Origin of the sequence: Prosthecobacter sp. (genome assembly GCF_046154365.1) — a bacterium.
GTDB lineage: Bacteria > Verrucomicrobiota > Verrucomicrobiia > Verrucomicrobiales > Verrucomicrobiaceae > Prosthecobacter.
Genome location: NZ_JBJXFV010000122.1, coordinates 19,984 through 43,799 on the forward strand (window position 1 = coordinate 19,984; position 23,816 = coordinate 43,799).

23 protein-coding genes are annotated in these 23,816 nt (G+C 60.1%); 8 read left to right on the forward strand and 15 right to left on the reverse strand.

Annotated elements, in window-relative coordinates:
* Window positions 1-39 precede the first annotated feature (39 nt).
* From ACKVY0_RS15805 to ACKVY0_RS15815, 3 genes are all read left to right on the forward strand, one after another.
* Window positions 40-480, forward strand: coding sequence for a hypothetical protein (locus tag ACKVY0_RS15805; protein ID WP_409215787.1), 441 nt, complete (start codon window positions 40-42; stop codon window positions 478-480).
* Window positions 477-1,109 carry a fibronectin type III domain-containing protein gene (locus ACKVY0_RS15810; RefSeq protein WP_409215788.1) on the forward strand — a complete coding sequence of 211 codons (633 nt, stop codon included), beginning with the start codon at window positions 477-479 and terminating at the stop codon, window positions 1,107-1,109. The genes ACKVY0_RS15805 and ACKVY0_RS15810 overlap by 4 nt, the downstream gene beginning before the upstream one ends.
* Before the next feature lie 259 nt (window positions 1,110-1,368).
* Window positions 1,369-2,127, forward strand: a complete 759-nt coding sequence (locus tag ACKVY0_RS15815) for a hypothetical protein (protein WP_409215789.1) — start codon at window positions 1,369-1,371, stop codon at window positions 2,125-2,127.
* 142 nt (window positions 2,128-2,269) lie between these two features.
* Here ACKVY0_RS15815 and ACKVY0_RS15820 read toward each other — a convergent pair whose 3' ends face one another.
* The 3 genes from ACKVY0_RS15820 to ACKVY0_RS15830 all read right to left on the reverse strand — a co-directional run bounded on the left by ACKVY0_RS15820 (window position 2,270) and on the right by ACKVY0_RS15830 (window position 7,759).
* Window positions 2,270-5,956, reverse strand: coding sequence for a c-type cytochrome domain-containing protein (locus tag ACKVY0_RS15820; RefSeq protein ID WP_409215790.1), 3,687 nt, complete (start codon window positions 5,954-5,956; stop codon window positions 2,270-2,272).
* A gap of 62 nt (window positions 5,957-6,018) precedes the next feature.
* Window positions 6,019-6,528 carry a Uma2 family endonuclease gene (locus ACKVY0_RS15825; RefSeq protein WP_409215791.1) on the reverse strand — a complete coding sequence of 170 codons (510 nt, stop codon included), beginning with the start codon at window positions 6,526-6,528 and terminating at the stop codon, window positions 6,019-6,021.
* A 58-nt stretch (window positions 6,529-6,586) separates the two neighbouring features.
* Entirely contained in the window at window positions 6,587-7,759 is a 1,173-nt protein-coding gene (locus ACKVY0_RS15830) for a PQQ-dependent sugar dehydrogenase (protein WP_409215792.1), read from the reverse strand.
* 119 nt (window positions 7,760-7,878) lie between these two features.
* Between ACKVY0_RS15830 and ACKVY0_RS15835 the strand changes: the two genes are divergently transcribed.
* Window positions 7,879-8,079: a hypothetical protein gene (locus ACKVY0_RS15835; RefSeq protein ID WP_409215793.1), complete on the forward strand. Its 201-nt coding sequence runs from the start codon at window positions 7,879-7,881 to the stop codon at window positions 8,077-8,079.
* Here ACKVY0_RS15835 and ACKVY0_RS15840 read toward each other — a convergent pair.
* Both ACKVY0_RS15840 and ACKVY0_RS15845 read right to left on the reverse strand, forming a co-directional pair.
* A complete protein-coding gene (locus tag ACKVY0_RS15840) occupies window positions 8,061-8,366 on the reverse strand; it encodes a hypothetical protein (RefSeq protein ID WP_409215794.1) in 306 nt (101 codons plus the stop codon). The genes ACKVY0_RS15835 and ACKVY0_RS15840 overlap by 19 nt on opposite strands.
* 22 nt (window positions 8,367-8,388) lie before the next feature.
* Window positions 8,389-12,078, reverse strand: a complete 3,690-nt coding sequence (locus ACKVY0_RS15845; protein ID WP_409215795.1) for a S8 family serine peptidase — start codon at window positions 12,076-12,078, stop codon at window positions 8,389-8,391.
* A gap of 110 nt (window positions 12,079-12,188) precedes the next feature.
* On the opposite strand from ACKVY0_RS15845, the gene proS reads away from it, so the two are divergent.
* Genes proS through ACKVY0_RS15860 form a run of 3 tightly spaced genes read left to right on the forward strand, consistent with a single transcriptional unit; the run spans window position 12,189 to window position 14,215 of the window.
* Complete coding sequence (gene proS / locus ACKVY0_RS15850; RefSeq protein ID WP_409215796.1) at window positions 12,189-13,703, forward strand: proline--tRNA ligase; 1,515 nt, start codon at window positions 12,189-12,191, stop codon at window positions 13,701-13,703.
* A 12-nt stretch (window positions 13,704-13,715) separates the two neighbouring features.
* A complete protein-coding gene (locus ACKVY0_RS15855) occupies window positions 13,716-13,916 on the forward strand; it encodes a hypothetical protein (RefSeq protein WP_409215797.1) in 201 nt (66 codons plus the stop codon).
* Complete coding sequence (locus ACKVY0_RS15860; RefSeq protein ID WP_409215798.1) at window positions 13,913-14,215, forward strand: hypothetical protein; 303 nt, start codon at window positions 13,913-13,915, stop codon at window positions 14,213-14,215. The genes ACKVY0_RS15855 and ACKVY0_RS15860 overlap by 4 nt, the downstream gene beginning before the upstream one ends.
* Before the next feature lie 3 nt (window positions 14,216-14,218).
* Here the strand turns inward: ACKVY0_RS15860 and ACKVY0_RS15865 are convergent, their stop codons facing one another.
* The 6 genes from ACKVY0_RS15865 to ACKVY0_RS15890 are packed head-to-tail and all read right to left on the reverse strand — an operon-like array spanning window position 14,219 to window position 19,175.
* Window positions 14,219-14,836: a redox-sensing transcriptional repressor Rex gene (locus tag ACKVY0_RS15865; RefSeq protein ID WP_409215799.1), complete on the reverse strand. Its 618-nt coding sequence runs from the start codon at window positions 14,834-14,836 to the stop codon at window positions 14,219-14,221.
* 56 nt (window positions 14,837-14,892) lie between these two features.
* Window positions 14,893-15,684 carry a hypothetical protein gene (locus ACKVY0_RS15870; protein WP_409215800.1) on the reverse strand — a complete coding sequence of 264 codons (792 nt, stop codon included), beginning with the start codon at window positions 15,682-15,684 and terminating at the stop codon, window positions 14,893-14,895.
* Complete coding sequence (locus tag ACKVY0_RS15875) at window positions 15,681-16,604, reverse strand: hypothetical protein (RefSeq protein WP_409215801.1); 924 nt, start codon at window positions 16,602-16,604, stop codon at window positions 15,681-15,683. The genes ACKVY0_RS15870 and ACKVY0_RS15875 overlap by 4 nt, the downstream gene beginning before the upstream one ends.
* On the reverse strand, window positions 16,601-17,455 hold the full coding sequence (locus ACKVY0_RS15880) for an ABC transporter ATP-binding protein (protein ID WP_409215802.1): 855 nt from the start codon (window positions 17,453-17,455) through the stop codon (window positions 16,601-16,603). Before ACKVY0_RS15880 ends, ACKVY0_RS15875 begins: the two co-directional genes overlap by 4 nt.
* Before the next feature lie 5 nt (window positions 17,456-17,460).
* A complete protein-coding gene (locus ACKVY0_RS15885) occupies window positions 17,461-17,742 on the reverse strand; it encodes an acylphosphatase (protein ID WP_409215803.1) in 282 nt (93 codons plus the stop codon).
* The gene (locus tag ACKVY0_RS15890; protein ID WP_409215804.1) at window positions 17,739-19,175 is read right to left on the reverse strand and encodes a hypothetical protein; all 1,437 of its coding nucleotides are present in this window, start codon (window positions 19,173-19,175) and stop codon (window positions 17,739-17,741) included. The genes ACKVY0_RS15885 and ACKVY0_RS15890 overlap by 4 nt, the downstream gene beginning before the upstream one ends.
* 77 nt (window positions 19,176-19,252) lie before the next feature.
* On the opposite strand from ACKVY0_RS15890, the gene folP reads away from it, so the two are divergent.
* Window positions 19,253-20,185 (forward strand): dihydropteroate synthase, encoded by a 933-nt coding sequence (gene folP, locus ACKVY0_RS15895; protein WP_409215805.1) that lies wholly within the window; start codon window positions 19,253-19,255, stop codon window positions 20,183-20,185.
* Here folP and ACKVY0_RS15900 read toward each other — a convergent pair.
* From ACKVY0_RS15900 to ACKVY0_RS15915, 4 genes are all read right to left on the reverse strand, one after another.
* A complete protein-coding gene (locus ACKVY0_RS15900; protein WP_409215806.1) occupies window positions 20,175-20,903 on the reverse strand; it encodes a DUF4276 family protein in 729 nt (242 codons plus the stop codon). The two genes, folP and ACKVY0_RS15900, sit on opposite strands and share 11 nt — an antisense overlap.
* Window positions 20,900-22,000 (reverse strand): AAA family ATPase, encoded by a 1,101-nt coding sequence (locus tag ACKVY0_RS15905; protein ID WP_409215807.1) that lies wholly within the window; start codon window positions 21,998-22,000, stop codon window positions 20,900-20,902. Before ACKVY0_RS15905 ends, ACKVY0_RS15900 begins: the two co-directional genes overlap by 4 nt.
* Before the next feature lie 127 nt (window positions 22,001-22,127).
* Window positions 22,128-23,264 (reverse strand): hypothetical protein, encoded by a 1,137-nt coding sequence (locus ACKVY0_RS15910; RefSeq protein WP_409215808.1) that lies wholly within the window; start codon window positions 23,262-23,264, stop codon window positions 22,128-22,130.
* A 70-nt stretch (window positions 23,265-23,334) separates the two neighbouring features.
* Complete coding sequence (locus ACKVY0_RS15915; protein ID WP_409215809.1) at window positions 23,335-23,793, reverse strand: c-type cytochrome domain-containing protein; 459 nt, start codon at window positions 23,791-23,793, stop codon at window positions 23,335-23,337.
* Window positions 23,794-23,816 lie beyond the last annotated feature (23 nt).

A 23,816-nucleotide genomic window follows, 5' to 3' on the forward strand; every position in this document is an offset into this window, starting at 1 on the left:
CAGGATAAGGGATGGAGTCGTATGAGGGAAAGCGACCGGATGTCCGTGGACATCTTTGGGATGAGTGCATCAAAACAAGACGCGGAAAGAAAATCAGAAGCTGATTCGCGATGCAATGGTTATCTCACTCGTACGAAAAAGAAAAAATGCCAGGATTGCGTGCGCGGGGTCAGATCCAGATCGGATGGTGTCGTCACCGCGCTGAATATCCGCTTGCTCGTTTTCGCCGCACGAACGTTCGCCAAAAGGAAAAATCTTTTGAGCATCACCAAACACGCCGGGTCAAAATGCATCGACTGCCATGTGGCCGTCCTGTTTGACGGCCCGCTTCCGAGTGACACGCCCTCTTTGTGTGCTCAACAATTCCAACACCTGCCGGTGCGAACGCGATGGCTTTTTTTGACAGCGGTGCCGCCTTTGATGCGGACAGTTTTTTCGATGAAGGGAACGTCGCGCCAGTTCCGGCCTTCAAACCTATGAATGCGAAAATCAAACTCGATATTACTGACAAGGATGAAGTGGCGACGCTGACCGTCTCCACCCGCCATACCCAGGCGATGGCTGAACCTGATGCCGCCGCTTTCTTCACCACGCCGGTCCCCACGGCCGCAGCGCATGCCGCCGCCCACGCGGCGGTGGTGAACAACCTGAACCTGCGCAGCACCCTCAAAGCGCAGCTCACGTCCGCCGAGGAGGCGGCCCCAGGCCTGCTGGCGATCCTGAAGGACACGCTGCGCTTCCGTGTGACGTATGTGCAGCTCGCCGCGAAGGGCGATCCTGCCAAAATCGTGCTGGCAGGCTTTGATCTGGCCGCCGACCGTGCGCCTGTGGGCGATCTGCCCGCGCCGATCAACTTCGAGATCGGCACCAGCAACACCCCTGGCACGCTGAAGCCCCACTGGAAGCCTGTGCCGGGCGCGCGTTCCTACATCCTGGAGTTCGCGGAACACGCCACACCGCTGGTGTGGGCGCAGGTGAAGGTGACCACGACCTCGCGCACGGAAGTGCCGGGTCTGACCTCCGGCAAGACCTACGCCTTCCGCGTGCGCGCTGTCGGTGCCTCCGGCGAAGGCCCCTGGAGTGATGAAGCCGTAAAGATGGCTCCATGAGGAAAGTCGTCGAGAGCTTTAGCTCGCTTTGGTTCTGGTCGGCGTCGTTCGATCTCCCAATCACGAGCTAAAGCTCAAAACTACTTTGGCGACCCGCCTGACCTTGAACGAGAACGAGAACGAGGACGAGGACGAGGACGCTTCAAGGGCCAGCCACCGTCAACCACTGTTCCGCAAGCCATTCTCCGTAGCAACACTGCGAAGGATGAATCGTCAACAACTGCAAACCAACGTTAACCGGCGCTCCGCGCCACACGCCATGCCCTACGATCCCACCTTTCCTGCCCAAGGCATCAAACTCAAGTCAGCGGAGTTTCGTGCGCAGTTCAACGGCCTCAAAGACTTGATTGATGCCGTGCCCGCCGGGCCGCCCGGCAACGATGGCACCAGCGTCACGGGTGCGGTGATCGACAATACGACGACGCTCAATCCTGGTGATGCCTCCCAAGCCAGCGTGAGCTGGGACGGCGCGAACGTGCGCTTCACTTTTGGGATACCCAGAGGTCAGGACGGCGTGAGCGCCACGCCGGTCACGAGCTTCATGGTGGATGGTGTGAACACCTTGAATCCCGGTGACAATGCCACGGTGCAGACCAGCTTTGATGGCGCGAACGTACGACTGCTGTTTGGCATTCCGCGTGGCAATGACGGCACGAATGGCAGTAACGGGTCTGATGGCGGTCAGGGGCCGCCATTCACGAACTTCGTCGTCGATGGTGTCAACATGCTGAACCCTAGCGATCCAGCGAGTGTGCAGACGATGTTCGACGGCAGCGCGGTGCGGTTGATCTTCAATCTCCCGCGTGGTTTCACCGGCAATGACGGCGGCACCGGTGCGCAGGGATTGCCTGGCGAGGTGACGAATGCGCAGCTCAGCAGTGCCATCGCTGGCACGAGCAACAACAGCAATGCGGTGGGCACGTTGGACACCGCCTTCACCAACGATCCGCCGACCCTGGCTGATCTGGAACTCATGCGAGCGAAGATCAATGAGCTGATCAATGCCTTGAGGAGGTAGGGGAGGGGCGCGCATGATGCCGCGAAATGCCACGTCGTCCAGTCGCGCGGCGACTGGAGTTCTGTAGCCACGTTCGCCAGAACGTGGATCAGCGTATGAACGGAGCGCGGGGCATCCGCATTCTGGCGAATGCGGCTACGGGCTACTTCGGCAGCATCGTGAGATACTGGTCGTTCATCTGCTTCACTTTGGTGCGCATCGGCTCTAGCTGGGGCTGGAGCTTGGCGAGTTCGGCGGTGATCTCGACGAGGGCCTTGTCCTTCTCAGGGATTTCTTTGGTGGCGGCGACGATGGTGGCTTCGGCGTCGGTCTTTTTCTTCTTGGTGCCTTCGACATCGGCGATGGACTTGGTGACCTCAGCTTTCTTGGCATCGACGACTTTCTGTTCGGCGTCGAGCTTGCCGTGAGCGGTGGCGAAGGTCTGTTCGAGCGGCGGCAGCGCGGTCTTGGCGGCGGCGATGGCGGCGTTGATCGGGGCGATCTTGGCGGCGTAATCTTTTTCGATGGCGGCAGGCGCGGCTTGCTTCTCGGCGAGAGCTTTGCCCTGCGCTTCGATTTCTTTGGCGATGCTGTCGCGTTGGCCGCGAATTGGCGCGGCGATTTTCTCTGCGCTGGCGAATTCGTTCTTGGCGGCGACCTGCTGCTGCTCGGTCTGCTTGGCGGTGTTGGTGGCCTTGGTCACGAGACTGGTGGCGGTGCCGTTGGCGTTTTTGGCGGCTTCAAAGGCTTGCGAGACGGCTGCTTTGGCGGCTTTCTTGGCTTCAACGTCCTTCTGAGCGTTGGTTTGTGACGCAGTGACATCGACGACAGCTTTCTGAGCGGCGGTGAGCTTGGCCTTCGCATCGTTCAATGCGGGTTCAGCAGGGGCGGTTGGCTGGTTCTTGGCCTTGAGGTCGGCGATCTGCTTCTCGGCACCGGCAACGGCGTTTTTGGCAGGCTGCACGGCTTGATTGGCCTGATTCAGTTTCGCACGAGCATCGGTGAGAGCTTTCTCAGCGGCCTGCGTGGCAGCGGTGGCGGGAGCGACGGCGGCTTCGGCTTTCTTGAAGGCGGCGGCCTTGGCTGCGGCATCTGCGGTCGCATCGGCGAGCGCTTTCTTCGCAGCGGCGAGGGCGGTGTCTTTTTGGGCGAGAGCGTCCTGCTTGGCTTTCACGGCTTTTTGAGGCGCATCGAGCTTGGCGGCGACTTCGTTGAGTTTTTTCTTCAAGGGGTCGATGGCCTTGGCGATGTCCTCGGCGGATTTCTTCGCGGCGGCGATGCCGTCGTCCTTCGCCTTGGTGGCGGCGGCGAGTTCGGCTGCCTTGGTGGCGAGGATGGCTTTCTGTTCGTCCACTTTGGCTTTGGCAGCGCCGTCAGCGGCACGCGTGGGGGCGATGGAGGTTTCGAGCGCGGCGAGTTCGCTCTGGAGCTTCTTCATCGTCGCTTCGTGGCCGGGAAGGGCGGCGATGGATTCAGCGATGGCTTTCTTCGAGGCTTCGATGCGTGCGGCGGCGGCGACTTTGGCTTCTTCGGCATCTTTTTTGGCGGCGGTGAAGTCGTTGAAGTCGTCTTCGAGTTTGGCGAGTTTTTCCTTCTCGGTGAGCACGCCGGTGTTGAACTGCGCGGCTTTGAGCGCGGTGGGAACTTTTTGCAGGATGCCGATTTCATCGCTGGTGGCTTTCGCGGTGGCCTGGGCGGCGGCGAGGGCGGTTTTGCCTGCGGCGGCATTGCCTTCGGCTCCTTTGATGCGATCCGGGCCGGCTTTGACGAGAGCGGGCAGCTTGGGCAGCTCGGCTTTCTTTGCAGCGATGCCGTCGGCGGTGGCTTTGATCTTGGCGTTGGTGTCGGTGATCAATTTGTCGAGATCAGCCACGGGAGCGGGCGCAGCCCCGAGTTCGGTCTTCGCTTTGGCGATGGCGGCGGCGAGTTGATCGGCTTTGGCTTTGTTGGGGGCGATTTTTTGCTGCGCGGCCTTCGCGGCGGCGAGTTTGGTCTCGGTGTCTTTCACTTTGGCCGTGAGAGCGGCATCGCCAGCTTTGGCGGCGAGTTCTTTCTTCGCGGCTTCGAGTGCCGCGTTGATGTCGGCGATGGCTTTGTCGGCGGCAGGCAGTTTGGCGGCTTCGGCGGCGACTGGCGCGAGTTCTTTTTCCTGCGCGGCGATTTTGGCGGAGCGCTCGGTGAACTGCTTGATGGCGGCGGTGCGTGCCTCTTTGTCCTTGGTGGCTTTAGCGAGAGCGGCTTTCGAATCGTTGAGCGCTTTCTCATCGGCGGCGATTTCACCGGGCAGGCTTTTGCTGCGGGCCTCGGTGGCGGCGACTTCGGCACGCACTTTGGCGAGGGCTTCATCACGGGCTTTGGCGTCGGCTTCGGCGGCCTTGATGGCAGCCTGAGTGGTGGGCAGTTTCGTGGTGAGTTCGGCGATGCGCTGCTCGGTCTGCACGATGCGCTGGGCGATGAGTGGCGGGTTGCTGACGTAGCGGCCGGTTTCGGTGAGGGCGGTGACACCGAAGTTCCACTGGATGATTTCGCCGCGCCAGTTGGCGGAGATGGCGGACTTGGAATCGTAACCGGCGATGACCTTGGTGACAAGATCTCCCTGGCTGGGGGCTTCGCCGAGTTTGGTGCCGTTGATGTCCCAGGTGCGGACGAGGCCGTCGTTGCCAGAGGAGACGAGTTTGCCATCGGGCGTGAAGGAAACGGACTGCACGCCGCCACCATGCGCGGCCCATTCCTTGACTTTTTTGCCTTCATTCATCTCCCAGAGCATGATCGTGCCGTCCATGGCGCAGGAGGCGAGGATGTTGGAGTCGGAGCGCCAGGCGAGATCGACGCAGGAACCTTTGTGCTGGCCGAGAATGTAGAATTCGCCGCCGCTGTCGGCTTCCCAGACCATGACGTTGCCGTTGCGGTCGCTGGTGGCGAGCAGGACACCATCGGGGCTGAAGGCGGTGCCCATGACCCAGTCGGTGTGCTTGGCGATGACGTATTCTTCCTCACCGGTGGCGGTGCTGTAGCACTTCACTTTCTTCGACGGGCTGCCGATGACGATGCGCTTGTGATCGGGGCTGATGTCGGCGGACATGACTTGGTCGAATTCTTTGCCGACTTCGGTGATGCGTTTGCCGGTTTTCACATCCCAGACGATGGCGTGACCATTTTTGCCGGCGCGTCCGCCGCCCATGATGAGCAACGAACCGTTGCGGCTGAAGCGCAGGCTGCGGGCGTAGCCTTCGGTGTAAGGGAAGATGCCGGCGAGCTGCTTGGTATCGGTGTCGTACAGCAGGATCTGCTTGGGCGCGGCGAGTGCCATGAGCGGTGCCCACGGGCTGGCGGCCATGGCGGTGACGGCGGTGGTGCGCTGCGTGACGACGACGGGTTCGAGCAGGACGTTCTCCGGCTTCGCGATGGGGCCTTCAGGTTTGCCGCTGGTGATGGCGACGGCCATATCGACCTTCGGCTTGGCCGATTTCTTGGCGAGGCTGCTCTTGGTGTCGAGGATGCCGCCTTTGATCCACGCTGCGATGAGGTCGAGATCTTTGGGGCCGAGCGGTGCGCCTTCTGGCGGCATGAAGGGTTCTTCTTTTTTCGCACAGGTGCTCCAGATGCGGCTGCTATCGACATTACCGGGATCAACGACGGCACCACCACCACCACCGGTCATCAAAGCGCCAAAGCTGGTGAGATCGAGATCGCCCTTCTTTTTATCGGGGTTGTGGCAGGAGAAGCATTTGTTCTCCAGCAATGGACGAATGTGGTCCTGATAGGTGATTTTTTCGGCAGCATCCTGGGCATGCAAAGATACAGCGGCGAATGCCGCACAGGTCAGCGAGAGGGTGGTTTTGGACATCATAGGGGGATGATGCCCAGAACTACGTGCGCAAGTGGCGCGGCCTTTCGCTGCGGTCGTGATGCTCAGGCAAAGATTTCATCCACATTCACCGAGATGCCGGTGACAGGATCGGTGAGCACTCCAGCGGTGGCGCTGAGCAGAGGCGCACCCTTTTGATAGATGGAGATGACGCGCACGCTGGGAATGATGAACCAGACGCTGGGCACGCCAGCGGCGAGCAGTTTGTTGATCTTGGCGGTCATTTCTTCGAGCGTCTGGCTGGGGGAGATGATTTCGACGGCGATGAGCGGCACGGTGGTGACCCAGGCGATGTCTGCATCGAAGTTGTTGCTGCTGCGCGGAAAAACACAGAGGTCTGGGACCACGCGCCAGCCGTCGAGTTCCAGGTTCAACTCGCTCATGGTGCGAAAATCGCGGTGCTGAGCGAAGGCGACACCGAGATTGAGCTGAACGATGGCGTGGTTTTTTCCAGGCATGGGTTTTCCTCTCTCTTGGAGATAAAGAGCCGCCACATCCTCTTGCTGGATGCTGGATGGGTCGGGTGCAGGGGCGGCAAGGACTGCGGTGCTCATGGACTAGATTACTTGGGCGCGCGCTTTTTGGCAACGAGCAATCCCTGGCTGCGGCTGCTCATTTCCCCAGCTTGTAGATGACACCATTCCAATCGAGCACGAGCAGCTCCCCGGCGGCGTTGGCGCAAAAGGCGGTGGGCTTCACCAGAACCGTCGGCTTTTTCTTGGGGTCGTTGGCTGGGGTCTGCGGGCTGGTGTAGAGCAGGGTGTTGCTCAGTTCCTTGCCGGTATCGTCGGTTTTGAGCGCCCAGATTTTGCCGAGAACGAAGTCGCCGTAGATGTAGGCACCCTGGAGTTCGGGCTGTGCTTTGCCGGTGTAAACGATGCCGCCGGTGATGCTGAGACCGTCGGCGTGGTTGTAGGAGTGGATGGGTTCGATGAATTTGGCGTCGGCGGGCGGGGTGTCGGTGTTGAGCTGGAAGGCGGCGGGGCCTTCGCGGAATTGCCAGCCGTAGTTGCCGCCGTTGGTGATCCAGTTGATCTCTTCCCAGATGTCCTGGCCGACATCGGCGCACCAGAGGTGGCCTTTGGCGTCGAAACTGAGGCCCCAAGGGTTGCGGATGCCGTTGGCGTAGATCTGCGGCAGGGCATTGACGCCGCTGGCATACGGGTTGTCGGCGGGGATGCCGTAGGCGTTGTGGTACTCGCGGCTGTTGACGTCGATGCGGAGGATTTTGCCGAAGAGCGTGGCGTTGAGCTGGGACATCTTCAATTCGCCGTTGCGCTTCGAGTTGTCGCCGACGCCGATGTAGAGGAAGCCGTCGGGGCCGAAGAGGATGTTGCCGCCGTGGTGGTTCCAGTTGATGAGCGGCACTTCAATGAGCACGCGCTCGGTTTTTTCGTCGGCTTTGTCGCCCTCGGCCTTCATCTCGGTGACGATGAGGCGTTTCGGCTTCTGCAGCGTGTAGCAGAGGTAGAACAGGCCGTTGTCTTTGAACTTCGGGTGAAAGGCGAGGCCGTTGAGTCCTTCTTCAAAGAGGCCGTCCTTCGCCTCCATGCCGCGTGGGGAGAGATCGAGGAAGGTTTTCGCTTCGGTACCTTGCTCGTCTTTCGGCAGGATCAGAATCTGGCCGCGCTGGAGAGCGAGGAATTCGCGACCGCTGCCATCATCGGGGATCACCACGGCGATGGGCCGCTCGGTGGTGAGCTTTTCATAAACGCGGGTGAGTTTGTGCGTGTCGGCAGCGAAGGCGGTGGACGCGACGAGGGCGAGGCAGAGGAGGGAGCGCATAGGTTCGAGATAGTCAGTCTATGCGGGGCGAGTCTTGCAGGGCAATGAAGATTTTTAGCTGTTGGAGCGTTGCCAAAGTTCCAGTTGCCATCAAGCGCTGAAGAAATACGATTTGCGACATGAGCCTGGAAACCATCATGCAAGAAGCCAGCAAGCTGAGTGACGAGGATTCGCGTCGTTTGTCTGTCTATCTGGTGAGCGTCAGGCGTTCACGCGAGGCAGGCTACGCTGAAGAAATGGCCCGGCGTATTGACGACAAAGATCCCAAGAATTGGGTGACGATTGAAGATCTCGACCGTCGCTACGGGTTTGAGTCATAAGCGAATACCGGCTGCTGATTGCGCAGGAGGTGCTGGACTTTCTCGATGGGCTGCCGCGACGCGAGCGACTGAAGTTGAGAAACCGGTTTCTTTAGATCGCCGACGCTCCGGGGCATTTCGCCGAGTTTCAGGAGCGGGACAGCGTGGATCGCCCGCTGGATGTCCACATCTGCGGCAACTACGCGGTGACGTACTGGTGGGATTTTGCGGACCGTGATGTGAAAATACTCAGGATGAGGCTCGCAGATCGTTGACCGATGCGTGCCGATGAAAGGCAGGAAGGCCATGCCATTGCAGCCTGCCAAACCCTCACGGCACCAGATCGGCCTTCAGCATGAAAAATTTCTTTCCCGCGCTCTGTGGCACGCGCACGCGGCGCTGGGTGAGGGTGCCGGCCTGGGAGACGAATTCGCTGGTGGCGTCGGTCCAGGTGGTGAGGTCGTCGGAGAGGCGCGGGGTGATGATGAGATCGGTTTTGGCGCTGTCCGTGGTGTAGTCGAAGAAGACTTCGCTGCCGGCGGGCTGTGATGACAGGGGCTGTGTGCTGTCGTGGACGAGGGGGGAGCCGCCGAAGGCGTATTCGTGCAGGTTGCTGCGGCCGTCGCCGTCGGAGTCGATGCTGGGGCCGGTGATGAAGCCGTTGCCGAGCTGATTGGTGGGGAAAAGGCCGTTGAGCCATTGCGCGTAGGGCGGTCCACTGGCGAAGGTGGGGGTGTAAGTGATCGAATCGAGCCAGCAGGCATCGAGGCCATCCACCACGGCTTCATTTTTGATGTAGCGCCAGCGCAGCAGGTGCTGACCGGCTGGTACATTGAAGGTCTGCTGCGCCCAGGGGAGGTTGTTGCCACTGCTGTTGCCGCTGATCTGGGTTTGCACCGTATCGTCGATTTCGAAGCGGAAGAAGTCACCGTTGAGTTCAGATGAAACCGTCCACCAAAAGGAAACGCTGCCTGGGCCGGTGACGGGCGTCTCAATGACGCTGCTGCGGCTGTGATCGAGAAAAATGGGGCTGATGAGTGCGTCGGCGCCATCGATGGTGCGGCGGTTCTGCAAGGGCCAAGCCTGCGCGCTGGGCATTTGCCAAGTGAGGTTGGGATTGTCGAGTGTGTTGCCGAGGAGTTGCTGTACGCCTTGGACTTCGACTTGATCCACATACAGGCGGTCCTGGCCGGTGCTGGCGCTATCATCCTTGGTGTAGTTCCAGCGGGCGGTGTGAATGCCGGGCGGCACATAGAAGCCGAGCAGCCGCCAGGCGTGGAAGCCATCGCTGTACCAGAGTTCCTCGCCGTCGATGGAGAAGCGGAAGAAGTCGTAGCCCGCCTCGGAGTCGAGCTGAAACCAGAAGTTGACGTAGGCGGGGCCGGTGATGGTGGTTTCGAGCCAGCTTTGCTGGTTGTTGGTGATGTCACCACTCTCAGCGGCATCGCTGCCATCGTGCGTGCTGGTGGCGGGGACGACCCACGGCACGTTGCCGCCGGTGGTGAAGATCAACTGCGGTGAATCCAGGGCCTGGGCCAGCAAGGAGGCCGTGGAGCTGACATTGAGCACGAGCGTCTTGGTGTCCGTGCCGTCGGCGTTGGTGGCAGAGAGGGTGATGTTGAAGGTGCCGGTCACCGTCGGGATGCCGCTGATGGCACCGCTCGTTGTGTTCACAGTGATGCCAGCGGGCATGCCGCTGGCGGCGTAGCTGGTGGGCGTGTTGGTGGCGCTGATTTGGTAATTGAACGGCACATTGAGCACGGCCTGCGCCGCGAGGGTGCTGGTGATGACGGGCGGCGTGGGCAGGCGCGCGCCGATGTTCATGACGAGTGTCGCATTGCCAGTGCCAAGGATGTTGGTGGCGCCGAGCGTGACGTTGAAGGTGCCCTGCTGTGTCGGTGTGCCTTGGATGAGGCCGCTGGCGCTCAGACTCAGTCCACTGGGCAGTCCGGCGGTGGAAAAGGTCTGCGGATTGTTGCTGGCGGTGATTTGATAGCTCAATGGCGACTCGGCATTGCCGCTGATGCTCAGCACACTGCTGATCACCGGCGGTGCGGTCGGCGGTGCGGTGTTCGCGCCGTAGAGCGTGAGCGTGGCGCTCGTCAGGGTGCCGAGATTGCCGCCGGCGAGGTCGCTGACCTTCACACTCCAGTTGCCAGCGGCACCTTCGCCCCAATGCCGCACGGAGGAGAAGGTCCAGTCCATGTCGAGATTGGCATCGCCCGTATGGTTGACGAACAATTTGCTCACGGTGCCGCCGGGCGAGGTGAGCGTGATGTTCAGGTCGCCACGCTTGCCGTGTGTGGCGGCGATGTGCAGTGTGGCGTGCTCCACCCGCATGAAGACGGAGCCTGGCACGGTGAAGGTGCGCGTCACGCCAGTGGTGCTGCCGTCGGGAATGGACAGAGCGAGACCCGTCTGGGCGATTTGCTGCGTGGTTTGCGGGCCGAGGTTCGTCCAGCCGGCGGCCAGCGCCACGGCGGCCTGTGCGTTGATCAATCCAGCGCCGTAGTCGTGATTGAAGTGATAGCCGGCGCTGTTGTTGATCCAGTCGGCATGCGTGGGATTCACCTTGGTGGCGCTGCGCAGCAGGATTTCCTTCACATCCCGCCAGCCGAGATTGGGATTGCTCTCCAGCAGCAGAGCCACGACACCTGCCGCCAGTGGTGTGGCGGACGAGGTGCCGCCAAAGCTGTGCGTGTAGCCGCTGTTGGTCGTGGTGGTGGTGATGCCGCGATGGCTGCCGGTGATGTCGTTCGATGGGGCGCAGATGAGCACATTGGCGCCCGGCTCGGAGTACGCGCTGCGCCCGCCGGTGTCGTTCATCGCGGCGACGGCGATGGTGTAGATGGAGTTGGCGTAGCCGTCGTAGTTGGAATTGTCCGTCACATCGCCGCCGTTGCCCGCCGCCCAGAGCCAGATGGAGCCTTTGCCGCCGCGGCCGGTGCTGGCACCGTTGGCGAGGGCCTGTTTCACCAGCGGTCCGGCATCACGCAGATCCCTGCCGTCATCACTGGGGCCCCAGGAGTTGCTGTAGAGCTGGATGAGGTCGTTTCTCCAGGTCAAAGCCGCCGCTTCATCCGCATCGCTGACGGCGGCGGCGATGAGGCGCAGGCCGACGAGCGTGGCGTTCGGCGCGGAGCCGGAGGTGCCCGTGCCATTGTTGCCTCTGGCACCCGCCACGCCCGCGCAGGCCGTGCCGTGCGTGTCGGAGCTGGGACTGCCGGTGGGATCATCCGGCGTGCCATCATTCCAGTCATGATCGTTCACCGTGTCCGCATTGGGCGCGAGGTCGGGATGTGCGACCTCCAGGCCATCATCTACGATGCCGATGCGGATGCCGCTGCCCGTGTAAGTGTCCCAGGTCGTCGTCACATTCACGTCGATGCCCGCCGTGCCCGGCGACTGGCCGGTGTTGCGCAGATGCCATTGGTAGCCGGGGTTGGCGGCGTTGTAAGAGAAGAAGGTGTCGTTGGGAATGAGCCGCCGCTGCTGCTGCCGCGCCAGTTGCGGCTCGACCGAGATCACACCGGGCAGCGTGCGCAGCGTCTCCAGCACCGCCAGCGCGTCGCCGGGGCCTGGCACCGTCAAAAGGACATATCCAGGCGCGTAACGGGGCTTTTCAGTGCCCAGCGCATTGATCTTCAGCGCCGCCGCATTCAGGTCAAAATTTGCCGCCACCTTCACCAGCACCTTGCGTGTCACCACCCGGCGGGAGCTTTCGTCGTGCGGTTTGCCCTGTTCATAGAGCACGATGTCCTGCTTCACGCCCGTCGCCGCCTCGGTCTGCTTCGCCTGACGGCGTGCTTCGCCGAAATTTTTGACCGCTTTGGCCATCTTCGCGGCCCGTTCTTTGCCACCCGACGGTTTTTCCGCCAATTCATCCAGCGCCACGTCAAAACGCCGCTTTTTGCCACCATCTTCGATCTCGAAGTTCGTGCGCGCGTCAATGGCGGACGGCTGTTGCGCCGCCGCCAGCGTGCAGAATGACATGGCGAGCAGGAGAAGGAGTCGTTTCATGAAGCGGGCTGCTTGAGACAGGTAGCGGCTGGTTTGGATCAATCAAAACACAATTCCGCCTTGTCCGTGCCCGTTGACCGCTGCGGCAAACCATTTACCATGCCCGCCCCATGAGCACCCCCACCGCTATCACCCCCACCCGCGACAAAGATTTCCCCGAATGGTACCAGCAGGTCGTGCGTGCCGCCGACATGGCGGAGAACTCCGAGGTGCGCGGCTGCATGGTGATCAAGCCGTGGGGCTACGGCCTGTGGGAAAACATCCAGCGCCAGCTCGATGCGCAGTTCAAGGCCACCGGCCATGTGAATGCGTATTTTCCGCTGCTCATCCCGTTGAGCTATCTCGAAAAAGAAGCGCAGCATGCCGAGGGCTTTGCCACCGAGTGCGCGGTGGTCACGCATCATCGCCTCGAAGCGCAGAAACAGCCGGATGGCACGATCAAGATGATTCCCACCGGCGAACTGGCCGAGCCCTTCGTGATTCGCCCGACTTCGGAGACGATCATCGGCGCCGCCTTCGCCCGCTGGGTGGAGAGCTACCGCGACCTGCCGCTGCTCATCAACCAATGGTGCAATGTCATGCGCTGGGAGATGCGCCCGCGCCTGTTCCTGCGCACCGCCGAGTTCCTGTGGCAGGAAGGCCACACCGCGCATGAAACGGCCGAAGAGGCCATCGCGGAGACACGCACCATGCACAAGGTGTATGAGGATTTCCTGCGCGACCATCTCGCCATCCCGGTGATTCCTGGCGAGAAGACGGAGCGCGAGCGTTTCCCTGGCGCGGTGCAGACTTTCACCGTCGAAGCGATGGTGCAGGACAAAAAGGCCATTCAGGCCGGCACGTCGCATTACCTCGGCCAAAACTTCGCTAAAGCCGCGAACATTCAGTTCCTCGGCCGCGACAACACGCGTCAGCTCGCGCACACCACCAGCTGGGGCGTCAGCACACGTCTCATCGGCACCGTGATCATGGCGCATGGCGATGACGACGGCGTGATCATCCCACCACGCGTCGCGCCAAACCAGATTGTCATTTTGCCCGTCACGCCGAAGCCGGAGACGCGGCAGGAAGTCATCGACGCCTGCGAAGCGCTCGCCCAAACGCTGCGCACACAAACCTTCGGCGGCGAACCGCTGCGCGTGCATGTGGACAAGCGCGACTTGCAAGGCGGCGCGAAAAACTGGGAGTGGATCAAGAAAGGCGTGCCGATGCGCCTCGAAATGGGACCGCGTGACATCACCAGCCGTAGCGTGGCTGTGTGCCGTCGCGATCTGGGGCCGAAGGCTAAGGAGTTTGTGCCCAAGGAAGAGTTCATTCAGTCGGTGCAGGAGCGTTTGGGCGAAATTCAGGACGCTCTGCTCGCTCGTGCCACCGCACTGCGTGACGCCAACATGAAGAAGCTCGAAACGCTCGAAGAATTCAAAGCCTACTTCGCTGAGAACTCCGAAGGCGGCTTTGCCCTGATGAACTGGGCCGGCAGCAGCGAGGATGAAGACACCTTGAGCAAGGAACTCAAGGTGACGATCCGTTGCATCCCGCATGGCGATCAGTTTGCCGAGGAAGGGAAATGCTTCCTCACCGGCAAGCCGAGCAGCCGTCGCGTGATCTTTGCGCGGAGTTATTGAGGCCCTCAAATCATGGGACGCATCCGTCGGCATGGCTATGTGATCGAGTGGTTCATCGGTGACCATGATCCACGGCATGTGCATGTCTATGATGCCAAGGGTGGCTTCATGGGCCGATTGAATCTAAACACGCTGACCGGGCATGAGGGCTGGAATCCCGATAAAAAGCTGCTAAAGCTGATCACAGAACTTCAAAAGCAGGGCCGACTATGAAAATCGCCGTTCAACTCAAAAAGCCTTTCGGCAAGGGAACCTTTTCTCGCGTCAAGCATGCCCGCTATCTTGGCTGGGAGGACGCTTTTGATGTCGAGTTCGAGGACGGTCTTTGTTTTCTGGAGCCACATGCGACGATTCGCAAAGCTAATCGTATTTCCACCAAGGCGGTGCCGGTTCAGGTCGAGGTGGACGAAGAACTCCGCAGTCATTTCATCGTGACTTATGACACGGGCGAGGTTGCCGAAGTCTCCTGGTCATTCATTCGTGAACTGCCGCCAAAGACAGCGAGGAAATAATCCTCACCGGATGAAGTAGCTTAAGTTCTCCAGCTCCACCGCCAGATCGACGCTGTTCACCACGACGTGCTCCGGCACGTCGAGCACCGTGGGCGAGAAATTCAGGATCGCCTGGATGCCGTGCTGAACCAGATCATTGGTCACGGACTGGGCGTTGTTGGCCGGTACGGTGAGGATCGCCATCTTGACGTGATGGCGAGTGATGAAGGTGGCCGCTTCCGACATATTGAGCACTGGCACCTTGAGGCTTGGCAGCTTCTTTGGGTTCAGATCGAACGCCGCCGCGATCTCGAAGCCTTCTTTGCGAAACCCGCCGTAATGCAGCAGCGCCGAGCCGAGATTGCCGACACCAACGAGGATTACCGGCTGCAGTTTATTCTGCCCCAGTACATCGCCAATGGTCGTGCTCAAGGCATCCACATTGTAGCCGAGGCCACGCGTGCCGAGCTGCCCGAAGTAGGCCAGATCCTTGCGCAACTGCGTGGACTTCACCCCGGCGGCCTTCGCCAGCGCGGCGGAGGAAACCGTGTCCACACGGTTTTCACGCAGCCGGTGCAGGCAGCGCTGGTAGATCGACAGGCGGTAGATCGACTTGCGGGGGATGTCTATTTTGGTTGGCACTTGTGAAATTTCACCCGGATGTGCCGGAAGTCAAACAGGCCAAGCTGACACCCATGTCACCGTCGCGGCCCTGCTTCCGGCGGCGGTATCTGCCGCACCGGTGCCGCATCCGGGATGCGCTGACCGGCCGGGAGATGCAGCTTCTCCTCCAGCATCTTCAAGAATTCGATCAGGCCCGGCGTGACTTTCTTGGCATCATAGAGCCGCTTCAAAATGGCGTAACCCTTCTGCCACGCGTCAGGGTCATTCGACTGCGCATACGCGTAGGCCGCAAACCGCTCCATGTAATTCAGGCCACCGCATTGAAACGAGTTCCAATACGCATCGCCCGCATCCTTGAACTGATAGGTTCTCTTGGCATGCACCTCCGCCAGTTTCTCCCACAAGCGCGGATTGCGCGGCAAAAAGCGCAGTCCTTCCTCCAGGATGGCGACGCCGCGTTTCACATGGTCATGATAAAGCTGACCCCGCAGCGCCGGTTTCAGCTCCTGGTTGTACAAATAATACGACGCCGCGTTGTAAGCCATGTGCCACGCTGCTTCCTCCCAGTAACGCGAGTTGCGCGGCTGCAGCCGTGTCACGAGTTTGTAGAGGCTGTCCACCTTCGCCCAGTTCACGTATGTGAATTCCACATGCGCGCGCAGTTGAAATATGCACGCCGCCAGTCCGCGCAGTCCGCCCAGTGATGCCGCAATACCTGCCTGCCCGAGATCTTCTCCCACGCCGAGGCGAATCGGCTCCTGCAGCATTCCCTGCGTCCGCAATTCATGCGTCACATGCTGCTCCAGCGGCAGTTTTACCACGCCAAAGAGCAGCAGCACCGCCAGCGCTTGGAGTTTTCGGTTCATAGCTCCTTCTCCGCGAACACCAGATGGGTGATGAACATGTACACCGTCACATAAATCGCCGCGAGGCTTGTCATGTTGAGCACGGCGGCCCACGGCACGATCTCGCCGTTCACCACGCTGTCCACGATGTCGAACTGTGCCAGATCAGGGCAGATCGCTGCCAGCAGCAGCGCTGCCGCACGGCCAGTCATCCCGGAGAGATTCGGCGTGAAGAAGAATTCGCGGATTAGCGCCTCGCCGTGGCCGATGATCGTGACACAGAAGGCGATGACGATGGTGAACAGCGTTGAACTCGCGATGCTCGATAGCAGCAGTGCCACGGTGGTCACTACGGTTGCCTTCAAAAAGATCGCCCACACCGCCCAGTGCAGGTTCCAGGTCAATCCCTGCCTTGCCACGATCTCACGCACCTGCGTCACCGCTTCCGCCGAATCCATTTTTTCCATGCGCAGATGGTTAACGGCCTCCTCAAACAACAGCGATTGCCGCATCCAGAGAATCAGGCTCAACACCGCATCCATCACGATCAAGCCGCCGCCGATCAGCATCAGCACGCCAATGAGTTTGCCGAGCAGGTAATCAAAGCGCGGCACCGGCTTCGACAGGATCGTGTAGAGCGTGCGATCCTCCAGATCTTTCGGCAGCAGCAACGCCGTGGAGACGACGCCAATCACGATGCTGAAAATTTGCAACGCACCCAGCGTGACGCTTTTCAACAAGCTGAGCTGCTGCTCGGGATTGATGACGGAGAACGCAAAACCCGCGCCGACCGCCAGCAGGCAAAACAGCACGAGAAACGCGAGAATCTTCATGCGGATGAGCTGCGTCACCGTCGCCATCGCCATGGTCCAGACACGCTGCGGCGAGAAGCGCACTTTGGGCGTCTTTGCGGCAGCAGAACTGATCGTGGCGTCGCTCATGGCTTTTTCGCTTCGTTCGTGGCTTCGAGGAACAGGCGTTCCAGCGTCGTGCGCGGATGACCGCTGCGCAGCAGGCGCGTGTCACCGCCGGCGGCCTGCACCAGTGCGTCAATCTGCGCGAGCAGGGCCGGGGAGGCGTTCTCGATGACCATCTCGGTTTGATTCTCCACCGCGATCAAATCCTCCAGCCGCCCTTCACGCACCATGCGGCCATGCGCCATGATGCCCACGCGGTCGCAGACCTCCTGCATCTGCTCCAGCAGGTGCGAAGTGACGAGCACCGTGATGCCACGCGAGCGGAACTCGATGATCAAATCACGAATCTTCCGCGAACCTGCGGGATCAACGCCTGCCGTCGGTTCATCGAGCACCAGCAGGCGCGGCTCGTGAATCAAAGCCTGCGCCAGACCGAGCCGTTGCAGCATGCCTTTGGAATATCCGCCTACGCGTCGTGTCGCCGCATCTTCGAGGCCGGTCAGCGCCAGCATTTCGGAAGCACGCTCCTTCAGCTTTGCGCCACGCATGCCGCACAGGCTGCCGTAGAAGTGCAGGGTTTCACGGCCGGTGAGGTGCTTATAGAAATACGGGTTCTCCGGCAGAAAGCCCACATCGCTGCGGCTGGCCACTTCGGTGCTCGGCACGCCAAAGATGCTCGTGTCGCCCTCGGTCGGCTTCAGCAGGCCCAGGATGACCTTCATCGTTGTTGATTTGCCCGAGCCATTCGGGCCGATGAGGCCATACACCTCGCCCGCTTTCACCGTCAGCGACAAATCATGCACCGCACGGAACGCGCCCTTAACCAAGGAGCCTTTGAAGACCTTGCTCAGATGATTGACGGAAACAGCGGACATGGCGGCTAATCACTCACAATACTGAATCCGCGCAAGCCTGTCTCCGCAGGCACCACTTTCATTTCACGTTCCTTGATGTGCGATGCCAGACTGCTCTGCTGGATGTCTTCGAGAAACGCATCCAGTTCATCCGCCTCAAAAGCCTGCGCCATGAGATGCACACGGCCATCGGGCAGATTTTTGACCCAGCCTGTCACATCGAAGCCGGAAGCGATTCGTTTCGTGCTGTAGCGGAAACCCACGCCTTGGACGTGGCCTTTATAGAAAACTTGTTTGGCGGTCATCATTTCATCAAAAGCTTCAATGCGGTGAGTGCCTGTTCGTTTGCCACATCAATCAACACCACGCCCGCGTCACTGCGATTGCGCTGCAGGCTCACAAACCGGCCCTGCGCCGTGAATTCGGCTTCGCCCCTCGTCTCGTAGCGTTGTTTGAGCGAGTTCAGCATCGCCTTGTAAAACGCATCGGCGGAGGACTTGTCCATGAACAGCGTCTGCCATGCCGCATGATCGCGTTTTGCGCCGCCATCCGCCGCCCAGGCGAGAAATCGATCCGCCACGAGGCCGCGTGTGCCGAGCCCTGCGTCTTCATCGTTGTTGTAGGTGCGCAGGGCCGTCACGCAGACGAATTTGCCGAGGCGGTCATCGAGAAACGGCAGCGCACCATTGAGCTTCACGTTATCCAGCTTGATCTCCACCGGCGCAGGCCGTTCAGGATTCAAATACACCTCGGGTTCGATCACTTCCGCTGTGCTGATCGGCGGGCGGCTGTAGGCGGCGTTCAACTGCGCGAAGTTTCCTGCGCTGTGCAGTGTCTGCGCGAAATCAAAACCGCGATTGAAGGGAAATAATGCCATCTCGCGGAGAAACGCCGGCATCGGCACCTGATTCAGCGGATGATCGGGATCTTCGGACGGCAGATCGTCCTTTGGTGCTGAAGCCGGGTTTTGCAGCGAGTGCAGGAAGCGCGTGAGGCCTGCATCGCCTGAGATCAACGACTCGCGTGCCAGTCGCATGTCCGTCGTCAGCGGTCCGTGCTGTGGTTGAAACAACGTGCTGCCGTACTCACGCAGCAACTGGCCGAAGGCGATGCCCATCGGCTCGTTCGAAGTCACCGCCGGGCCAGATGCCGTCGAAGGATCAATCGTGAGCATCGTCTCCGACTCCGCGTCATACCAGCCGCCGAGCTGGCGTGCCAGCAACGCCGCACGCAGCGGCAGTGGATCAACTGCCTCAGGAATCCAGCCGAGCGCCGCGAGACCGCGTGTGAGCTTCTTCGCCTCATCATTCGGCTGCTGGTGCTTCAACCATGCCAGAATCGCCTTCTCCACCTCCTCCTGGCTCACCGTGGTCGTCACCATCGGCAGCGCGTGCAGCTTGCGCATCTTCATCATCTCCAAACCCATGCCGACGAAGTCCGGGGCCACGCCATCGTCCTTCATGTCGATCTTCGGCACGTTCTTCATGCCCAGCGTGCCGAGCTTTTGCAGCAACTGCGCATTCTCATCCTTCAGCGCATCATTCTGGCCTTGCAGGTACTCGATCTGCCCTTGCAGCAGCACGATCTGCTTCTGCAAATCTTCTGCTGTGCCGTTCGTCACGTCGATCACCTTGATCGGCGCCGCTTCCGGCTTCGGTGGCTTCACTCCCGTCAAAAAAAACGCCACGCCACCTCCCAGGGCCAGGAGAATGACCAGCAATGCGGCGGGGTTGAGCTTCATGCATCACTCATAGAACAGCCCGCCGATCATCTCCAGTTTTCTCGTTGGACGTGGTCAATTTCGCGCCACCATGCCGCATGCAGCACTGGCGCTTCGGTCCCCACGACCTCGATCTCACGGATCGCGGCCTCATCATGGGCATCGTCAACGTCACGCCCGACAGCTTTTCCGATGGTGGCCGCTACCTCGACACCGGCCGCGCCGTCGAGCATGCGCTCACATTGATCGCCGAAGGGGCCGACATCCTCGACATCGGCGGCGAATCCACTCGCCCAGGCGCTGAACCTGTTGAAGAAGCCGAAGAACTCCGCCGCGTGCTGCCCGTCATTCGTGCCGTACGTTCACAAACGCAGACGCTCATCTCCATCGATACCATGAAGGCCGCCGTTGCCCGTTCTGCACTCGACGCCGGAGCCGACATCATCAACGACGTCACCGGCCTGCGTGGTGACGCCGCCATGCTGCGCCTCGCCGCCGCATCCAACGCTGGCATCGTCGTCATGCACATGACCGGCACGCCGCAGACCATGCAGGCGAACCCGCACTACGACGATGTCGTCACCGAAGTGCGCTCCTGGTTTGAAAACCGCCTGCAACTGCTCGAAAAAGAAGGCGTCGCCCCCGAACGCGTCGTGCTCGACCCCGGCTTCGGCTTTGGCAAGACGCTGGAGCACAACCTCACCCTCATGCGCGAACTGCCGCAGCTCTCCGTCTCAGACCGACCGCTCCTCGTCGGCGTCTCGCGCAAATCCATGATCGCCAAAGTGCTTCACTCCGATGCCATGGAAGACCGCTTCTGGCCCACCATCGCCCTTAGCGCCTACGCCCGTGAACACGGTGCCCGCATTGTGCGTGTGCATGACGTGAAGCCGAATCGTGAGGCGCTGCGGATGATGGAGGCGATTCTAGGGCCGACTATGACGCGTGAACTGGCAGAACAGTGTTATGTGGGCGATGCTGCTGGCCCCAAGTTTGACTCACTCAAGGTCATTCAAAGCCTCAAGTCATGATCGTCTCTGCTGGAGCGAGCAGCTCCAATCTGGTGATCCAGGCGTCGAAATGCTGACAACGCTGTCTCAGCGCGTCCAAGCCAACGACCTCAAGCACGTTGATGGCACCACTTTGATCATTGGCTTTGTAGCGATCATAGCCAGGTATCCTTCGTGCAATTCGATTCGATGGAGAACCTTGCGGCGTGTGGTTGATCGCCTCGACGTCGGGAAACGCGGCAATGTCCTGCGCGAGTTGTTGAATCTCATGCCCCTTGTCCAGGAAGAGCGTGCCAAGAGCAGCCACATCTGCGAGCAGGAGGGTTTCAAACTCATGTAAGGCAAGATGTGGAATGAAGCGCGGTGCGCCAAGTTCATTTGCGACTTCATGTATTTTGCCTTCAAAGAAGGCCGCCTTGGCATGGTGATCTCTGAGCGTATAACCGTCGGCCCGGCCTGGAAAATCACTCGGCAAGGCATAAACATCCATGAGGGTTGTGATCCATACCTCGGGCTTGCCACGCCATTGCTTGATCAGGCGTTCGAGATCATTGCGGTAGGGCTGAAAGCTTGCTCCTCCTCCTTTGTGGACTTTCCCAGCTTTTCGATCTCGCCGCGTGGTCACCATGGGAGCAAAAATATCAACACCATGACGGCTCAAATGCGGAGCCAGCAGACGCTTGACGAGATTGGCCTCCGAGAAGCCCTCGACGAGGCAATACACACTGACCCGGCTCATGGTTGTGGCATGCCTCCGATCAGGTTTTTGTCCCACAGCTCACCGACAGAATATTCCTCCATCCAGACCTTTAGATTATCCGGGTCAGGCTTCGACAGCGTGGTCTCACCATTCACCCGGTCCACGACGATCAGATCCTCCAGTTGGAGATGATCCACCAGCGGACTAGACTGGGTTGAAACGATGATCTGGCACTTCTCCTCAGCCAGTCTGAACATGCCAGCCAGCACGGTGATGGCAAAAGGGTGCAATCCCAGCTCCGGCTCATCAATGATGATGGTCGAGGGTGGCTCCGGCTGGAGCAGCAGTGCGGCAATGCAGATGAAGCGAATCGAGCCATCTGAGAGCTGGTGGGGATAATAGAGCTTCGGGGAATAGCGCTCCGTCCAGAGCAGTTGCACCTGACCGTTGTTGTCCGGTTTGAGGTGAAAGTCACCAAAGAACGGCGCCGCTTGCTGAATATGCGAGATGATCCGCTTGTAATACGCTTCGTGCTTGTTGCGCAGGTGTAGCAGGAAAGGTGCGATATTGCCGGCATCGGACCATAGGCGCTCATGATCAATCGCGTTCTGTGGACGCATGAGGGCCGCTTTGCGGCTGGTGTTGTGAAAGTGATACACACGCCAATCACTCAGCGCTTCCAAAGTCCATAGCTTGCCTGCGACGCTTGCGTCTCCTGGCACCAGACTTTCGAAATGGCCCGTCTTTCCATGCCAGTAAGATGACTTGCCAAGATAGGGCCCTTTAAATGTCGCTTCCTCTTTGGCAAAAAACATCCGACCATCATCCGAGGCATGCAAAACCACTTCATAAGTGTTGCTGCTAAACTTTAGGAAGACGCGGATCTCAGACGTCGTCTCAACACCTCTAAACAGAAGGGTGTCAGCCCCACCCTTTTCGGCAACATAGTGCTGCAATCCCACCTTGGGATCCATCATGGCTCCCAGCATCTGGAAGAAGCTGATGAAATTAGATTTGCCCGCTCCATTGCTGCCGATCAACACATTGAGACCCCAGTTCAATGTCAGTTCCGGCAGCTTTCGTATCGAACGAAAGCCCTCCAGTTGAATTGCTGTGAGTGGTTTGGGTTTAGGCATATTGGCTCCTGAATAACAATGGCAAACGCTGGCATCATGCAGCTACCAGGCATGCCTGCAAAGGTGAAGTTTGGACGTGATCTCTGGCTCCGAGAAGGTGATACAGGCTGGACGCCCGTATCACAACTCACTCTCCAAAAAACGGAATCCCCAGCTTCTTTGCGAGACGTTTTGGCCGGCGCATCGCTTCTTCCATGCGTTGTGCTTCGTCGGCTCCACGCAGGTCTTTGCAATCCGGATGCGCTTCCGGTGCGTCGATGAGGCCGAGTTGATTCAGCACATGCGCGGTGCTGTGCTTGTAAGGCGAGGCGCTCATGCGGTCGTCGAGACGGAAGACGAGGTCTTCGAAGGATTGGAAGGCTTCGAAGAGCTTGTACACGCGCGTGTCGAAGCGGCCGGTGCCGGTTTTGATTTGCTTGTCGGCCACGCTGTCGAGCAGCCACATGTCGCGGGCGGCGCAGATGAGTGGGCAGGCGCTGACGCCCGCGCCGATGAGCAGCGGCAGGCCGAGCTTGATGGCGGTGGCGATGCCGTAGTCGTCGCCGCTGTGCGGGGAGAAGGGCAGGTTCAGGCCTTTGCACATGGCGGCCCAGTAATGGAAGTGCGGTTCGTCGAGTGTGCTGACTTTTCCACCGACATAGGTCGGATGCAGAGCGATCTCATGGAACAGCCACGGATCAAACGGCGTGGCCCATGGCACAAAGGACGGCTCCAGCGCATGCGCGATGCCGGGACGAATAAGATGCTCGGCGATTTTGAAGTAGGCGTCGCGTCGCGGCTCGTTCTCCAGCGTGTTCAGCAGCTTGCTGGTCATGATCATCATCTCGCAGTTGTCATGCTCCTGCGCGATGTCGAGCAGCGGCCAGTAACGCTCGGCCTTGAACGCGGTGTCGTTCTCCGCGCCACGTGCCGTGACGCCAGCGATGAAGCGTTGCTCGGGAAACTCAGCGCGAAAGCGCTTCAGCACCTCGGCGTAGAGGTCGTTGCTGAGATCGAAGATGTAACCGGTGTCCGCATTGAGCACGAAGACCATCTCGACGCCGTAATGCGCGGCGCATTGCTGCATCCAGCGCACGCTCTTGTTAAAACCATCCCAGTCGGGCTTCTGATCCTTGAACGGCAGCAGCGTGGCGACGCAGAGACGCGCCTTGGTGGTGTGATCGATGAGTTCCTCCTCGCTCGTATAGGCCCAGACCGTCTCGTTCCAGGCGGTGGACGGTTTGAGGTCGGCAGGATTGGAAATGAGGGCGCGGATGTCAGGCATCCGGCATGTAGAGCATGACAGGGCCGAGGGGCCAAGACGAATTCCGAATGCCTGAGATCGGAAATTCTGATCAGCGAACGATCTCCAGCGTCCCCGCCGCCCCCGCAGGCCAGTTCGCGCCTTCCTTCACCCACTTCGTGAGGATGGCATACTCGTCCTTCGTCAGTCGTTCACCGACGGCGGGCATGACGCTGACGTTTTGATGCGCGGAATGGACATTCGCAATGAGCAGGCTGTTTTCCGGGTGGCCGGGCACGATGTAAGCACCCAGCGCCCCGGAACGCATCGCCTGCGTGCGGTTTTCGAGGCTCATGTGGCCGGGAAGCGCCTTGCGGTTGTGGCACATCACGCATTTCCGTTCCAGCACTGGCTTCACATGCGCCACGAAATCCACCGGGCCGGTCTTCGCGGCGTGGATCGCCTCCTTGCTCAGCACATTCTCGCCCATCGGCTTCGTTTCCGGATCAGGCGGCGTGGAGCACGAGGCAAGGAGGGCGCAAAGCAGAAGAGCGGCAGAAGATGATTTCATAAGGCGACTCAACAACGAATGAT

Bases quoted from the DNA above. Each gene is read 5' to 3' on its own strand.
- ACKVY0_RS15900 (WP_409215806.1), bottom strand. From the start codon at position 20,903: ATGAGCCGGGTCAGTGTGTATTGCCTCGTCGAGGGCTTCTCGGAGGCC.
- ACKVY0_RS15880 (WP_409215802.1), bottom strand. From the start codon at position 17,455: ATGTCCGCTGTTTCCGTCAATCATCTGAGCAAGGTCTTCAAAGGCTCC.
- ACKVY0_RS15905 (WP_409215807.1), bottom strand. From the start codon at position 22,000: ATGCCTAAACCCAAACCACTCACAGCAATTCAACTGGAGGGCTTTCGT.
- ACKVY0_RS15825 (WP_409215791.1), bottom strand. From the start codon at position 6,528: ATGAGCACCGCAGTCCTTGCCGCCCCTGCACCCGACCCATCCAGCATC.
- ACKVY0_RS15890 (WP_409215804.1), bottom strand. From the start codon at position 19,175: ATGAAGCTCAACCCCGCCGCATTGCTGGTCATTCTCCTGGCCCTGGGA.
- ACKVY0_RS15845 (WP_409215795.1), bottom strand. From the start codon at position 12,078: ATGAAACGACTCCTTCTCCTGCTCGCCATGTCATTCTGCACGCTGGCG.
- folP (WP_409215805.1), top strand. From the start codon at position 19,253: ATGCAGCACTGGCGCTTCGGTCCCCACGACCTCGATCTCACGGATCGC.
- ACKVY0_RS15910 (WP_409215808.1), bottom strand. From the start codon at position 23,264: ATGCCTGACATCCGCGCCCTCATTTCCAATCCTGCCGACCTCAAACCG.
- ACKVY0_RS15915 (WP_409215809.1), bottom strand. From the start codon at position 23,793: ATGAAATCATCTTCTGCCGCTCTTCTGCTTTGCGCCCTCCTTGCCTCG.
- ACKVY0_RS15855 (WP_409215797.1), top strand. From the start codon at position 13,716: ATGGGACGCATCCGTCGGCATGGCTATGTGATCGAGTGGTTCATCGGT.
- ACKVY0_RS15820 (WP_409215790.1), bottom strand. From the start codon at position 5,956: ATGATGTCCAAAACCACCCTCTCGCTGACCTGTGCGGCATTCGCCGCT.
- ACKVY0_RS15805 (WP_409215787.1), top strand. From the start codon at position 40: ATGTCCGTGGACATCTTTGGGATGAGTGCATCAAAACAAGACGCGGAA.
- ACKVY0_RS15815 (WP_409215789.1), top strand. From the start codon at position 1,369: ATGCCCTACGATCCCACCTTTCCTGCCCAAGGCATCAAACTCAAGTCA.
- proS (WP_409215796.1), top strand. From the start codon at position 12,189: ATGAGCACCCCCACCGCTATCACCCCCACCCGCGACAAAGATTTCCCC.
- ACKVY0_RS15875 (WP_409215801.1), bottom strand. From the start codon at position 16,604: ATGAGCGACGCCACGATCAGTTCTGCTGCCGCAAAGACGCCCAAAGTG.
- ACKVY0_RS15870 (WP_409215800.1), bottom strand. From the start codon at position 15,684: ATGAACCGAAAACTCCAAGCGCTGGCGGTGCTGCTGCTCTTTGGCGTG.
- ACKVY0_RS15835 (WP_409215793.1), top strand. From the start codon at position 7,879: ATGAGCCTGGAAACCATCATGCAAGAAGCCAGCAAGCTGAGTGACGAG.
- ACKVY0_RS15860 (WP_409215798.1), top strand. From the start codon at position 13,913: ATGAAAATCGCCGTTCAACTCAAAAAGCCTTTCGGCAAGGGAACCTTT.
- ACKVY0_RS15810 (WP_409215788.1), top strand. From the start codon at position 477: ATGAATGCGAAAATCAAACTCGATATTACTGACAAGGATGAAGTGGCG.
- ACKVY0_RS15830 (WP_409215792.1), bottom strand. From the start codon at position 7,759: ATGCGCTCCCTCCTCTGCCTCGCCCTCGTCGCGTCCACCGCCTTCGCT.
- ACKVY0_RS15840 (WP_409215794.1), bottom strand. From the start codon at position 8,366: ATGGCCTTCCTGCCTTTCATCGGCACGCATCGGTCAACGATCTGCGAG.
- ACKVY0_RS15885 (WP_409215803.1), bottom strand. From the start codon at position 17,742: ATGATGACCGCCAAACAAGTTTTCTATAAAGGCCACGTCCAAGGCGTG.